This is a genomic window from Kribbella pittospori (genome assembly GCF_004331465.1).
Lineage (GTDB): Bacteria > Actinomycetota > Actinomycetes > Propionibacteriales > Kribbellaceae > Kribbella > Kribbella pittospori.
On the sequence record NZ_SJKB01000001.1, the window covers coordinates 1,271,226 to 1,284,284 of the forward strand.

10 protein-coding genes are annotated in these 13,059 nt (G+C 69.9%); 5 read left to right on the top strand and 5 right to left on the bottom strand.

Annotated elements, in window-relative coordinates:
• Positions 1-17 precede the first annotated feature (17 nt).
• A complete protein-coding gene (locus E0H73_RS47900) occupies positions 18-2,981 on the top strand; it encodes a helix-turn-helix transcriptional regulator (RefSeq protein WP_165555499.1) in 2,964 nt (987 codons plus the stop codon).
• Between the two features lie 21 nt (positions 2,982-3,002).
• On the opposite strand, the gene E0H73_RS05830 is transcribed toward E0H73_RS47900, so the two are convergent.
• The 3 genes from E0H73_RS05830 to E0H73_RS05840 form a co-directional block, all read right to left on the bottom strand.
• Positions 3,003-3,281: a hypothetical protein gene (locus tag E0H73_RS05830; RefSeq protein ID WP_131352249.1), complete on the bottom strand. Its 279-nt coding sequence runs from the start codon at positions 3,279-3,281 to the stop codon at positions 3,003-3,005.
• A 110-nt stretch (positions 3,282-3,391) separates the two neighbouring features.
• Entirely contained in the window at positions 3,392-4,219 is an 828-nt protein-coding gene (gene fdhD, locus E0H73_RS05835) for a formate dehydrogenase accessory sulfurtransferase FdhD (RefSeq protein ID WP_131352252.1), read from the bottom strand.
• Between the two features lie 20 nt (positions 4,220-4,239).
• Positions 4,240-5,226, bottom strand: coding sequence for a phosphotransferase family protein (locus E0H73_RS05840; RefSeq protein ID WP_131352255.1), 987 nt, complete (start codon positions 5,224-5,226; stop codon positions 4,240-4,242).
• Positions 5,227-5,349: 123 nt separating this feature from the next.
• Here E0H73_RS05840 and hrpB point away from each other — a divergent pair, with 123 nt between their 5' ends.
• Together hrpB and E0H73_RS05850 are read left to right on the top strand one after the other, a co-directional pair.
• On the top strand, positions 5,350-7,902 hold the full coding sequence (hrpB, locus tag E0H73_RS05845) for an ATP-dependent helicase HrpB (RefSeq protein ID WP_131352258.1): 2,553 nt from the start codon (positions 5,350-5,352) through the stop codon (positions 7,900-7,902).
• Between the two features lie 42 nt (positions 7,903-7,944).
• On the top strand, positions 7,945-8,562 hold the full coding sequence (locus tag E0H73_RS05850; protein WP_238163827.1) for a trimeric intracellular cation channel family protein: 618 nt from the start codon (positions 7,945-7,947) through the stop codon (positions 8,560-8,562).
• Here the strand turns inward: E0H73_RS05850 and E0H73_RS05855 are convergent.
• Positions 8,545-9,273 (bottom strand): MerR family transcriptional regulator, encoded by a 729-nt coding sequence (locus E0H73_RS05855; protein ID WP_131352260.1) that lies wholly within the window; start codon positions 9,271-9,273, stop codon positions 8,545-8,547. The two genes, E0H73_RS05850 and E0H73_RS05855, sit on opposite strands and share 18 nt — an antisense overlap.
• 203 nt (positions 9,274-9,476) lie before the next feature.
• Positions 9,477-10,676 carry an MFS transporter gene (locus E0H73_RS05860; protein ID WP_131352262.1) on the bottom strand — a complete coding sequence of 400 codons (1,200 nt, stop codon included), beginning with the start codon at positions 10,674-10,676 and terminating at the stop codon, positions 9,477-9,479.
• A gap of 213 nt (positions 10,677-10,889) precedes the next feature.
• On the opposite strand from E0H73_RS05860, the gene E0H73_RS05870 reads away from it, so the two are divergent.
• Positions 10,890-11,969, top strand: a complete 1,080-nt coding sequence (locus E0H73_RS05870; RefSeq protein WP_131352264.1) for a ferrochelatase — start codon at positions 10,890-10,892, stop codon at positions 11,967-11,969.
• Entirely contained in the window at positions 11,966-12,766 is an 801-nt protein-coding gene (locus tag E0H73_RS05875; protein ID WP_131352265.1) for an inositol monophosphatase family protein, read from the top strand. The genes E0H73_RS05870 and E0H73_RS05875 overlap by 4 nt, the downstream gene beginning before the upstream one ends.
• The last annotated feature ends 293 nt before the right edge of the window (positions 12,767-13,059 follow it).

A 13,059-nucleotide genomic window follows, 5' to 3' on the forward strand; every position in this document is an offset into this window, starting at 1 on the left:
CGGGAGTCCATGCCCGGGTGGACACTGAGCGTGTGGGGGATGTCCGGGCACGGCCTGATCATCGGCTCGCCGGGCGGGGCGCCGAGCGCGACGTGCTGGTCGGAGCGGTGGCCGGTGCGGCCCAGCGGCGGCCGTCCGCGATCGTCGTGCACGGGGAGGCCGGGGTCGGCAAGACCCGCCTGGTGCAGGAGGTGTGCCGCGATCCGGAGCTCCTGGTGCTCTGGGGTTCGTGCGTTCACTTCGGCGGCGCGTCGGTTCCGTACGCGCCGATCATCGGCGTACTCCAGGATTGGCTCGCCCAGGCCGACGCGGCGGAGCGTGCCGCGGTTCTGGCCGGCGCCGACGAGCTGAGTTCGCTGCTGCCCGCGCTGGGAGGCTCGCCGAGCGCTCCGACGGCTCGGCTGATCCCGCTGATCGATTTGGTCCTCAACCGGATCGCGGACCGGCATCGCACCGTGGTGGTGGTCGACGATCTGCACTGGGCCGACCTGGCCTCGCTGGATGTTCTCGCCTACGTGATCACGGGCTTCCGCTCGCAGCAACTGACGGTGCTCGGCACGTCCCGCGACGAGGACCGGGGTCTTGGTCACCCGTTGCACGGCTGGCTGGCGGACATGCGCCGGATGCCTGCGTTCGACGAAGTCCACCTCGAACGGCTCGACCTGGACACCACTGGGCTGCAGGTGGAGTACCTGGTCGGACACATCCCGGACATCGCTCTGGTGAACCAGGTGCAGGCGAGGTCGGGCGGCAACCCGTACCTCACCGAACTTCTGGTGCAGGACCTGTCCGGTACGGAGTCAGTCCTGCCGGACACCGTGCCGGGCCTGCTCCGCGACGCGCTCCTTGCCGCGTGGCATCGCCTGTCGGTGCAGGCACGCCAGCTGGTCCGGGTGCTCGCGGTCGGCGGACGGCCAACTCCGCTTCCGATCCTGGCGGCGGTCGCCGGAGCCCACGGAGTCGATGTCGGCGGCCTGCCCGGCTACCTCGCGGAAGCGCAGGAGCGCGGGGTCATCGGTGCGGGCAAGGGCTCGCCCTGGTTCCGCCACCCGCTCCTCGCCGAGGTCCTGTACGACGGTCTGCCGCCGGGCGAGGCCGCGCTCATCCACACCACGTATCTCGAGGTTCTCGAGCCCCAGTCGGAACTGGTGGCCGCCGACCTCGCCGTCCACAGCCAGCAGGCCGGACGTATCGACGACACGTACAGGTGGTCCCAGATCGCAGCCGAGCACGCGGTGATGCTGCGCGCTCCGGCCGAGCAAGCCATTCAGCTCGAGCGGATGTGCGACCTGTGGGAGCAGGTCTCCCCGGAGCTTCGCGGTACGACGGCCGACCGTACGGCGCTCATCCTCAAGACGGCTGCCATCTGCTCGAGGGTCGCCCGGAACGACCGGGCCGTCGAGTTGCTGACGCAGGCGATCAGCCTGGTCGACCGGGCCCGCGATCCACTGCCGGCCGCGGATCTCCTGATCGACCGCAGTACCGTGCGCTGGCATCAGGCGGAGTCGATCGAAGCCGTCGCGACCGACATCCAGGACGCCGTCGAAGCGACGAGCGCGCTTCCGAACTCTGCTCAGCATGCGCGGGCGCTCGCCGCGCTGGCCTGGGCGGAGAGATGGCAGGGACTGCCCGGGGCGGTGGCCCACGCGGACGAAGCCGTACAGATCGCCCGTCGGGCCGGTTCGGACCGAGCGCTCGCTGCGGCGCTGGCTCAGCGCTCAATGGTGCTGTCCAGTCAGTCGCCGCTGGAGGCGCTCGCCGACGGGCAGGAGGCCGTACGGCTGGCCCGCGCCTGTGGAGCGACGCTCGAGTGGTTGAGGGGCGTGGTGTGGCAGCGGCATGCGCTCTGGAACCTCGGCCGGCGCGAGGAAGCCACCGAGGCCGCGCTGCGCAACTATGCCGACATGGCAGCGCCCGGCCGGGACCTGTTCGCGTACTTCCTCGCGTACCTGGCCGCCGAAGGCCTGCTCGAGTCCGGACGCTGGCAGGAGTGCGACGAGCTGTTGCGGGCCGGGCTGGCTGCTCGTTGCGTCAACACCGGCGGCGCAGGTCTGCGGCTCACGGCCGCGTCACTCGCCGTTCGGCGTGGCCGGGTGGCCGAAGCCCGGCAGCATCTCGACCGCGCCGTCGAACTCATCCCCGCGACCTTCCGCGGGATCCGCCACAGCCTCGCCACCGGTGGCGGCGAGGTGCTGCTCGCCGAGAACAAGCCGCAGGCCGCGATCGACTGGCTGCGTCCCAGGCTGACGCTGCTCGGTGCGGACCCGATCGACGAGGACGACGACCTGCTGGTGCTCTACGCCCACGCGGTCGCCGAGTCGGCGCGGGTCGCGCGCGATGCCGGCGACGAGGAGGGTGCCACCAAGGCCGTCGGCATCCTCGAGGACACGCTGAGCAGCCGGGCCGGCGACCCGTTCACCAGCACGGATCCGCAGGACAGCGTGTTCAAGGCGATGTACCGAGCACAGGTCAGCGCCGAGCTCGCCCGCTGCCGGGACGACGCGGATCAACCGGAGCGCTGGCTGCGGGCCGCCGACGCCTGCGGTGCCGCCGGGGCACTCTGGCATCAGGCGGTGGCGCGCTGGCGGTGTGCCGAAGCAGCGATCGCGGCCGGGCAACCGCCGATCGACGTCAGTGACCTGCTGCGGCAGGCGCACGGCTGCGCTGTCGCGTTGGGTGCCGCGCCACTTCAGGCCGACGTCGAGTCACTTGCCCGGCGGTCGCGGATCAGTCTGCGGGTGCCGGTACCGGTCGTCGTACCGGAGAAACCGGATACGCGGCTGTCGGGGCTGACCGCGCGCGAGCGTGAGGTCCTGGCGTTCCTGGTGGCCGGCCGGTCGAACACCGAGATCGCGCGGGAGCTCTTCATCACTGACAAGACGGTGAGCGCTCATGTGTCGAACATCCTCCGCAAGACCGGGACCGCCAGCCGGCTCGAGGCCGCGGCGCTGGCCGTGCGGCTGGACGGTCCTGGAGCCTGAGCTGCACCAGGACCGTCTGCCTCAGTTGACTGCGAGTGGATGACGACGGCGGTACGCCCAGACGCCGGCCATGGCCAGGCCGGCTCCGCCCAGTACTCCGGCCCCCGTCTGCAGAGCCTCGGTGATGCTGTCGTCCACCTGCACCTGTGTGGTCGGCCCGACCCGGTCGACGTAGACGACCGGCGGCCGCTGGTGGCGCTGGTCGGGATCGATCGGTCGCGCGGACGCCTGCGCCGAACCGGCCACGATCACTCCGCAGACGAGCACCGGCAGCGCGAGGATGGTGTAGCGGTGTTTCATGGTTTCCTCCCCAGGCGACGACGATCGCCGCCTACCTCCAACCGTCCAGCGGCAGGGAGAACCACACATCGGGCATACCCCCTTAGATCCGGCCGCCTAGGCCCCTCAGATCAGCGGAGGACGCGCTCCGGGGCGCTGTAGAGGACGCAGCGGTTGCCTCGGGTGAAGCCGGCGAGGGTGATGTTGAAGCGGCGGGCCAGGTCGACGGCGAGGCTGGAGGGGGCACCGACGGCGACGATCATGCCGAGGCCGGCAGCTACTGCTTTCTGGATGATCTCGTAGCCGGCGCGGCCGCTGACGACGAGGACGAGGCCCTTGCGGCTGTGCTGGTTGAGTACGGTCCAGCCGACCACCTTGTCGACGGCGTTGTGGCGGCCGACGTCCTCCTTCACGACGACCTTCCGGCCGTCGGTGGTGTAGAGGCCGGCCGCGTGCAGGCCACCGGTACGGCTGAACGTGGGTTGGGCTTCCCGGAGCAGGTCAGGCAGGCGTCGTACGACGTCCAGCGGGGCCTCCACGGGGTCGACCGGGTCGTAGTCGCGCTCAGCGAGTTCGTCGAGGCTCTGCTGGCCACAGACGCCGCAGGCCGCCGAGGTCACGCCGTACCGTTGGGGTGGCTCGCGGTCGGGTGGGCCGTCGAACGTGACGGTGACGGTGTTGAACTGCTGCTCCGGGGTCAGCTTCACATCGGTGCAGTAGGCAACGGTCCGGATCGCGTCAGGGCGGACCGCGAAGCCCTCGCCGAGGCAGAAGCCGGCCGCCAGCTCGAAGTCGGAGCCAGGGGTCCGCATCGTCACGACCAGCGGCTCGGGCGGCCGGCCGGGCCATTCCAGCCGGAGCTCGAGCGGCTCCTCGGTGGTGACCACGTCCTCACGCCGCGACGTCCGCTCGCCGTCGAGAACCTCGACCTTGAACCTGGTGGTCGGACCTTTGTTCATAGGTCCACCGTAGGCCGCTCTCACCACCCGCGCCGTGCGGCCAGCCAGTCGAGGAAGGTCCAGGCGTACAGGCGCTGGTGCTCCCGGAGCGCCGGAGTACAGCCAGGCGGAGGTGCGAGGTCGGCGTTCCGCATCATGTACGCCGCGATGGCGCCGACGAAGCAGTCGAGATGATCGGCGGGTGCGTCCGCGGTCAGTGGATTGGTGCGGACCGCGGTGAACGTGTCGATGCCTTGGTACTGCGCGATCGGCAGCAGACACAGCCAGTCCATCCAGCGCGGGCCGAGAGCGAGCCAGTTCCAGTCCACCGTCCAGCAGGTGCCGGCGTCGTCGAGCAGCAGGTTGTCCGGCCGCAGGTCACCATGGGTCGCCGTGTCACCGGCGAACGCCTCCGGCGCGAGCTGCATCAGGTCGGCGAGCTCGGGCAGGATCCGGGGCACCCAGGGCTGCAGGCGCTCGGGCAGCGGGCGGTCGCCGGCGATGATCTGCGCCGGGACCTCGAGCGGCGACTCGTCACCTGCCAGGTCGTCGAGGAAGGGGTCGAGTCCGGCGAGCGGACTCGGATCCATCACTTCCGCGATCCGCTCCCAGGTTTCCGTCACGAGCGCGAAGTCCTGGACCGACCAAGGCGCCCCCGGCATCCGGCCGGCCACCCACTCGGCCACCACCGCGAACCACTTCCGCTCGTCCGCCACCGCGTGGGCGGTGCCGAGGATGGCGGGGACCTGGATGGCGGACGGGAGTTGGGGAACGATCTCGGCCTCGCGTTGGTACGCGTCGTAAGCGTGCCTGGTCTCGTCGGACGCCTTGACGAAGACCCGGCGGCCGTCGGCCAGCCGGACCGGCGCCGCGAAACCACTGGTGAATCCTGAGCCGACCGACGGCCCGGCCGCCGCGATCTCGGTGCCGAGGGCAACGGCAAGTGCCTCGTGCAGGGCAGCGGGGAGGGTGTCCCAACTCGGTCGCAGTGAGGTTGCGGTGTAGTCGACGTCCGGCGCTCCGCTCATGCCCCCAGACCCTAGAGCAGAGTCCACGCGCAAGGCGATGTTCGACTCCGGGCTTTGGTGGCTTGGGTGAATCCGCCTGCGGGTGGGTGGGGTTCTGCGGTCGTGGTCGGTTAGCGTCGGGACGTGTTGCTGCCTCAACTGTCGGTGCCGGGGGCGGATCTGCCTGTGCGGGCGGTCCTGCCGGACGTGGTCGATGCGGTGCGTTCGCGCGGTACGGCGGTGCTGGTTGCGCCGCCTGGATCGGGGAAGACCTCGCTGCTGCCGCTTGCGTTGGGCGACGCGCTCGAGGGGACGATCATCGTCGCCGAGCCGCGAAGGATGGCGACCCGCGCGGCTGCGGCCCGGCTGGCAACGCTGGTCGGCGAACCGCTCGGGCAGCGGATCGGCTACGCGATGCGCGGTGAACGCAGCGGCGGCAAGGGACTTCGTGTCGAGGTGGTGACGACAGGGCTCCTGGTGCGGCGTCTGCAGCAGAACCCCGACTTGCCGGGTGTCGCCGCGATAGTGATCGACGAGTGCCACGAGCGGCACCTCGATGCCGATCTGCTGCTCGCGTTCTGCGTCGACATCCGGGCGAATCTTCGCGAAGATCTGGCGATTGTCGCGACCTCGGCCACGCCGGAAACGATCAGGCTGAGCCGCACCTTGGGTACCGATTGTCCGGCCCCTGTGATCACGGCGTCCGCGGCGCTGTTCGACGTGGCGATCGAGTGGGCCCCGCCACCCGTCGCCGTGCCGCTGCTTCCCGGTGGGCGGGTCGACCCGCGACTGCTGGATCACGTCGCGGCGGTCGTCCAGCGTGCGCTGACCGAGAACGACGGTGACGTCCTCGTTTTCGTCCCGGGGGAGGCCGAGATCAGCGGTGTGACTCGCCGGTTGGCCGGTCAGAACGTCCTGCCGTTGTTCGGTCGCCAGTCGAGGGCTGAACAAGAGCGCGCGCTGGCGCCGGCCGCCACTCGCCGGGTCGTGGTCACGACGTCGGTCGCGGAGAGTTCGCTGACTGTGCCTGGGGTCAGGGTTGTCGTCGACTCGGGTCTTGCCCGGGAGCCACGGACCGATCAGTCCCGCGGCCTCGGTGCGTTGGTCACCTGCCGGGTTTCGAGATCGTCGGCCGACCAGCGGGCGGGTCGCGCCGGGCGCGAGGCGCCTGGCCGGGTCTATCGGTGCTGGTCCGCCACCGACCACTCGCATCTCGACGATCATCCGGCGCCGGAGATCGCGATCGCCGATCTGGCATCCTTCGCCCTCGACCTCGCGGCGTGGGGCGCGCCCGCCGGTGACGGACTGACTTTGCTCGAGGCGCCGCCGGCCGTGGCGATGACGACGGCGACCGAACTGCTGCGCCGCCTCGATGCCCTTGACGACAACGGCCGGATCACCGCGCGAGGACGGCAGATGGCGGCGATCGGGGCGCATCCCCGGTTGGCACGGGCGTTGCTGGACGGGACGCCGCGGGTCGGCGCCGACCGGGCACGCGAGGTTGTCGCGATGCTGTCGGACGACTCCGGCCGCGACTTCGGCGACGATCTGCCGGCCCGCTGGCGTGCCCTTCGCCGCGGCGAGGACCGGGGAGCCACGGCCCGCTGGCGAGAAGAGACGAAGCGCCTCAGCCGCAGCGCGACGACGGGCGACCCGTTGGGTGGAGACGGAGTGCGGCCGGCGCTTGATGGGCCGACTCATCGCGGCACACGCGGAGTACCGGATGATCTTGCGGTAGGGACTGTGGTGGGGCTGGCGTATCCGGATCGGATCGCGCGAGTCCGGGCGGCCGACTCGGCGACGTACCAGATGTCTGGTGGCACGGGTGCTGCGCTGGATCCACAGTCGCCGTTGCGAACCACGACCTGGCTGGCGATCGCCGCGGCTGACCGGGCACCCGGTCGCGCCGACGCCAGGATCCGTTCCGCGGCGCCGATCGATGAGCAGACCGCGCGGAACATCGCCGGCGACCTTCTCTCGACCACCGACCAGATCCGCTGGGACGACGGCCGGATCGTGACGCGGCGCGTCGAGGCGCTCGGCGCGATCGTGCTCAACGACGTCCCGCTGGCAAACCCCGACCGGCTGGTCGTCCAGGCGGCCGTCCGCGACGGTATCCGCCGCAGCGGTCTGTCCGTACTGCGCTGGTCGGAGGCCGCACTCGCCTTGAGGGAGCGGCTCGCGTTCTGCCACGCCCACCTCGGCGCTCCGTGGCCCGCGGTCGACGACGAGGCACTGCTGGCCGATCTCGACGAATGGCTGGGTACCGACCTCACCTCGGTGCGCGGCTCGCGCGATCTCGCTCGCATCGACGTGGCTTCAGCGCTCCGGCGACTACTGCCGTGGCCCGCAGCAACCCGGTTCGGCGAGCTCGCACCGCAACGGCTCCAAGTGCCATCAGGCTCCGAGGTACGACTCGCGTACGACGGTGTCGAGCCGCCAGTCCTCGCAGTGAAGCTGCAGGAGGTCTTCGGCTGGACTGCCACGCCGGCCGTCGCGGACGGTCGTGTCCCGGTCGTCCTGCACCTACTGTCGCCCGCACGGCGTCCGGTCGCGATCACGAGCGATCTCGCCTCTTTCTGGAAGCAGGGCTATCCCCAGGTCCGAGCCGACCTGCGAGCCCGCTACCCCCGCCATCCGTGGCCGGAAGATCCCCTCACCGCCATCCCGACCAAGCGACCGAAACCTCGCCGGTAAGCCGAGTCACCGTGGTTCCGCCTGTGGTTTAGCGTGCGGCCTGTGAGTGGATCCTTGGCCTTGCATGTGCCAGACCTGGTCGGCATCTTCGTGTTCGGGATCACCGGCGCGCTGGTCGGCGTACGCAAGAGGCTGGACGTGTTCGGCATCCTGGTGCTTGCCCTGGTCACTGGGCTGGGCGGCGGCTTCATCCGGGACGTGCTCATCGGCGACACCCCACCGGCCGCGCTGCAGGACTGGCGCTATCTGGTCGTCCCGGTCATCGCCGGGTTGATCACGTTCTTCCTCCATCCCGGTATCGGCCGGGTCGAGCGGCTGGTGAACATCTTCGACGCCGCCGGCCTCGCGCTGTTCTGTGTGACCGGTGCGCAGAAGGCGATCGAGCACGGACTGTCGCCACTGTCGGCCGCGCTGCTCGGCACGATCTCCGGGATCGGCGGCGGCGTGATCCGCGACGTGCTCAGCGGCCGCGTGCCCGTCGTACTGCGGTCGGAGATCTACGCCACCCCGGCGTTCCTCGGCGCCGGCATCGTCGTCGTCGCGGCAGCCCTGGAGTACGACGCGACGTGGGTACCGATCGTCGCCGCAGTGACCTGCTTCGGGATCCGATTGCTCGCCATCCGCCGCGGCTGGAACGCGCCGCTACCCCGCAATCCGTGACGGCGGCGCCCACCCGTTGACGACGGCGAGCAGCTCCAGATAGCGGTCCCACTGCGGGCCGACCTCGGTACGACGAAGCTCGATCAGCCGGTCACGGAACTCCGGATCGTGCCACAGCGGGGCGTCCGTCGCGATCGCCCGATACCCCGAGGCCATCCGTCGAACCGCTGCCCGGAAGTCCTCGTCCTGGACGAGCGCGGCAAGCTCCAACCAAGCCTCGACCTGCCCCACATCGGCGTCGTCAGCGAGCTCGGGGGTGAGGTTCTGCCGGATCGCGGCGAAGCCTGGACCGTCGCCGAGGACCGCGGTCAGGAAGTCCGCGATCAAGGTACGGCGTTCGTCCTCGGACTGAGTGGTCAGGTTGTGCATGTGTTCAAGCTCCTCCGGGGTGGAATGGCGCTGAGCGGCGATCGACAACACGGCATGGCGCACCCGCAGGCTCTGGATCTCGACGGCCACCGCAGCGGCGTGCGCGGCCAGGACCTCGCCCAGCGTCCGCTCCCGCTCCAGCACCGCCCGCACTGTCGGCAGATCGATCCCCAACCCGCGCAACGTCCGAATCAACTCCAGCCGCGCGACAGCATCCGCGTCGTACCGCCGATGCCCGGCAGCGGATCGATGCGACGCCAGCAAGCCCAACTCGGAGTAGTGGCGCACGGCCTTCACCGAGACTCCACCCAGCCGGGCCAGCTCACCGATCGTGTGCTCCATACCCACACCTTCACACCTCCCGTTACGGGAGGTGCAAGCCCTAGTGCCCTGCGTCGGAGATCCCTTGGCGCTTGCGGCGCCCAGGCACGCACCTCGCGGCGTTGGAGAAGCATCCACGATGCTCCGCATCGAGGACGCTTCTCCGCCTTGCGATGCACGCACCTGGACACCGCAATCACTCAAGGGATCTCCGACGCAGGGCACTAGTTGTGGGCGAAGCGGGTCTTGGGCCGAGCGAAAGTCGTCGAGACAGCCGCCACCAACGCACAGGCGATCCCGAAGGAGAACGGGACCCAGTACGCCGTCGAGGGACCCCAGACGTCCACCGCGTGACCCGAGAGGGCGTTTCCGGGAGCCACTCCGAGCAGCATGCCGGTGACGGTCCAGGTGATCGCCTCGGTCAGCCGCTGCGGCGGAACCCACTCCTCGACGCAGGCGGTGACGGCGACCATCGTCGGCGCAATGGTGAGACCGCAGCAGAACAGGACCACTCCGAGGACCAGCACGCTGTTGACCCAGGGGAGTGGCGCCAGGGTGATCGCGAGGAACACCGTGCCGAACAGCAGCCGCCGCTCTACCGGAGCCCGCCAATGCACCGAGCCGTACCAGAGGCCGGCCAGCAAGCTGCCGAACGCCCACACGGCCAGTACGACGCCGGAGAGCTCGGCCTGGCCCTTCTCGGTGGTGAACGCGATCGTGACCACCTCGGCACCACCGAGGGTCGCGCCGAGTCCGAGACCGATCAGGCTGAGCAGCAGGATCGAGAGCCAGGGGAGTGGTGCCTGCTCTTTGCCATGGGCCTTGCCCCGGCCGGGCGGGTCGGAGGCGCGCAGCAGCGCCAGCCAGATCCCGCCGGCCAGTCCCAGCAGTCCGGCCGCCGACAGAGCGGCGTACGGGCTGACCTGGGTGGCGAGCGCGGTCACGACGACCGGACCGACAACGAAGACGACCTCGTCGCCGACCGCCTCGAGCGCGAACGCCGTCTGCAGCGCCCGGCCACGGCCGAGCAGATGCGTCCAGCGGGCCCGGACGAACGAGCCGACCTGCGGGCGGGTGCCACCGGCAACGAACGAGAGCACGTACAGGACCCAGATGGGTGCGTCGGCACGCACCGCGACGAGGAGAAACGCGAGCGCGACCGTGCAGACGATCGAACCGGCCAGCAGCAGCGTCCGCTGGCCGAAACGATCGACCAGCCGTCCCTGGATCGGACCGGTGACTGCGCCGGCGACGACACCGACACCGGACACCGCGCCGGCCAGGCCGTACGAGCCGGTCTCGCGGGCGATCAGGATGACGGTGCCCAGGCCGAGCATCGAGATCGGCATACGCCCGAGGATCCCGGCGGTGAAGAACGCACTGGCACCGGGACGGCGCATGAGATGGACATAAGGCTTGAGCATGAGAGACCGGCAACACCTTAGGGCATGTCCCCTTACTCCCCGCCTACTGCGCGGCACTCGGCACGGCACCTCGCCGCACTGGCGCAAAGGCCACGATGCTCCGCATCGAGACCTTCGCTCCAGCACGCCGATGCACCGCACCGAGCACCTGCTCGCGACGGCGCGGAGTAAGGGGACATGCCCTAACTGTTGGCGGTCTGAGAAACTCGGAATATGCCGTTGCCCCAGTCGCCTGCTGCTGTTCCGTACGACGCCGTCCTGCTGCTGTCCTTCGGAGGTCCCGAGAAGCCCGAGGACGTGCTGCCGTTCCTGCAGAACGTGACCCGCGGCCGGGGCATCCCGGACGAGCGGCTGAAGGAGGTCGGCGAGCACTACTACGCGTTCGGCGGGAAGAGCCCGATCAACGACCAGAACCGGGCCCTGCTCGAGGCGTTGCGGGCGTCGTTCGACGAGATCGGCCTGGATCTGCCGATCTACTGGGGCAACCGCAACTGGACGCCGTACCTGACCGACACGATGCGCCAGATGGCCGCCGACGGCATCCGCCGGGCGGTGGTGATCGTCACGTCGGCCTATCCGTCGTACTCCGGCTGCCGGCAGTACCGCGAGAACCTCGAGGACGCGGCCAAGCAGGTCCCGGACGCGCCGCGGATCGACAAGCTCCGGCACTACGCGAACCATCCCGGCTTCGTCGGATCGTTCGTCGAGTCGACCGCCGAGGCACTGAGCAAGCTCCCCGAGGGGTCCGCGATCGCCTACGTGACCCACTCGATCCCGACCGCGATGAACGCGACCAGCGGACCGGACGGCAACGGGTACGTCGACTGGCACCTGGACGTGGCCGCGGAGATCACTGCCGAGCTCGAGCGTCGTACTGGGACGACCCGGCGGACCGACCTGGTCTACTGCTCGCGCTCGGGTCCACCGCAGGTGCCGTGGCTCGAGCCGGACATCAACGACCACCTGGAGACCCTTGCGAACGAGGGTGTGCCGGGCGTGGCCGTCGTACCGATCGGGTTCGTCAGTGACCACATGGAGGTCATCTACGACCTCGACACCGAGGCCGCCAGGACGGCCGAGAAGCTTGGGCTGCCGATGGCCCGGGCCGCGACACCCGGGACCGACCCGCAGTTCGTCACGATGCTGCGCGACCTGGTCGTGGAGCGGGCCGCGGCCGAACGCGGCGAGGAGCCGGCCCGACCCTGCGTCGGCAAGCTCGGCCCGGGCTGGGACGACTGCCGCCACGACTGCTGCCCACCCCTGCGCCGACCAACTGCCAAGGAAGCCGTATGACGACCGAGAACCCCCAAGACCTCCTCAAGCTCGCGGTGGAGGTGGCGGAGGAGGCGGCCCGGCTCATCGTCGAACGCCGCCGCGGCACCATCACCGTCGCCGACACCAAGAGCACGGTCACCGATGTCGTCACCGCCGTGGACCGCGAATCCGAGGAACTGATCCGGGCGCGGATCCTGCAGGCCCGGCCGGACGACTCGTTCCTCGGCGAGGAGGGTGACGACGTCGCCGGCTCGAGCGGCGTGCGGTGGGTCGTCGACCCGATCGACGGCACGGTCAACTACCTGTACGACCTCCCGACGTACGCCGTCTCGATCGCGGTCGAGTACGACGGGACGACGGTCGCCGGTGTCGTCGTCGATGCCCCGAAGGGCGAGGTGTTCACCGCCACGAAGGGTGGCGGCGCGTTCGTGGACGGCAAGCCGATCCGGGTCTCGGGCTGCACCGACCTGAGTACCGCGCTGGTCGGGACCGGATTCGGGTACGACGCCGACCGCCGCCAGGTGCAGGCCGAGGTCGTCCAGCACCTGATCACCAAGGTCCGCGACATCCGCCGGATCGGGGTCGGCGCACTCGACCTCTGCTATGTCGCCTGCGGCCGGCTGGATGCGGTCTACGAACGCGGACTGAATCCGTGGGACTACGGAGCGGGTGCGCTGATCGCGGCCGAGGCCGGTGGGACCATCGGCGGTCTGCATGGCGCCCCGGTCTCGCCGGAGATGTCGATCGCGACCAGTCCGGCGCTGTTCGGCCCGTTCCACGATCTGCTCGCCGAGGCGAACCCGTTGCGCGCGTAGATGTCGCTGAGTGCACGTTGCTGCGCAGGAGTGCGCACTAACGAGCAATTCGGTGTTCGGTCCTGACATTTGTGGAGACACGCGGGTCAATACATGGACCCCAACGCGCGCGTAGGGCCCTTCATAGGGCACAATCCCGTCCTCGGGAACGGTAGTTGCCGGTCCCGGCCTGACTGTCAAGGGTTTCGGGGGACGAAGATTCAGCGCGGTGCTCTGGCGCGGAATTTCTCGGCCGCTTTACCCGTTCAAGGGCTCAGCAGGCAACACCACGGGTACGAAGAGGGCAGGAAACA

What these genes read in the sequence shown, in the direction of transcription:
- fdhD (WP_131352252.1), bottom strand. Translation starts at nt 4,219, where the DNA reads ATGAACAAAGGTCCGACCACCAGGTTCAAGGTCGAGGTTCTCGACGGC.
- E0H73_RS05860 (WP_131352262.1), bottom strand. Translation starts at nt 10,676, where the DNA reads ATGCTCAAGCCTTATGTCCATCTCATGCGCCGTCCCGGTGCCAGTGCG.
- E0H73_RS05830 (WP_131352249.1), bottom strand. Translation starts at nt 3,281, where the DNA reads ATGAAACACCGCTACACCATCCTCGCGCTGCCGGTGCTCGTCTGCGGA.
- E0H73_RS05855 (WP_131352260.1), bottom strand. Translation starts at nt 9,273, where the DNA reads ATGGAGCACACGATCGGTGAGCTGGCCCGGCTGGGTGGAGTCTCGGTG.
- E0H73_RS05840 (WP_131352255.1), bottom strand. Translation starts at nt 5,226, where the DNA reads ATGAGCGGAGCGCCGGACGTCGACTACACCGCAACCTCACTGCGACCG.
- E0H73_RS05870 (WP_131352264.1), top strand. Translation starts at nt 10,890, where the DNA reads ATGCCGTTGCCCCAGTCGCCTGCTGCTGTTCCGTACGACGCCGTCCTG.
- E0H73_RS05875 (WP_131352265.1), top strand. Translation starts at nt 11,966, where the DNA reads ATGACGACCGAGAACCCCCAAGACCTCCTCAAGCTCGCGGTGGAGGTG.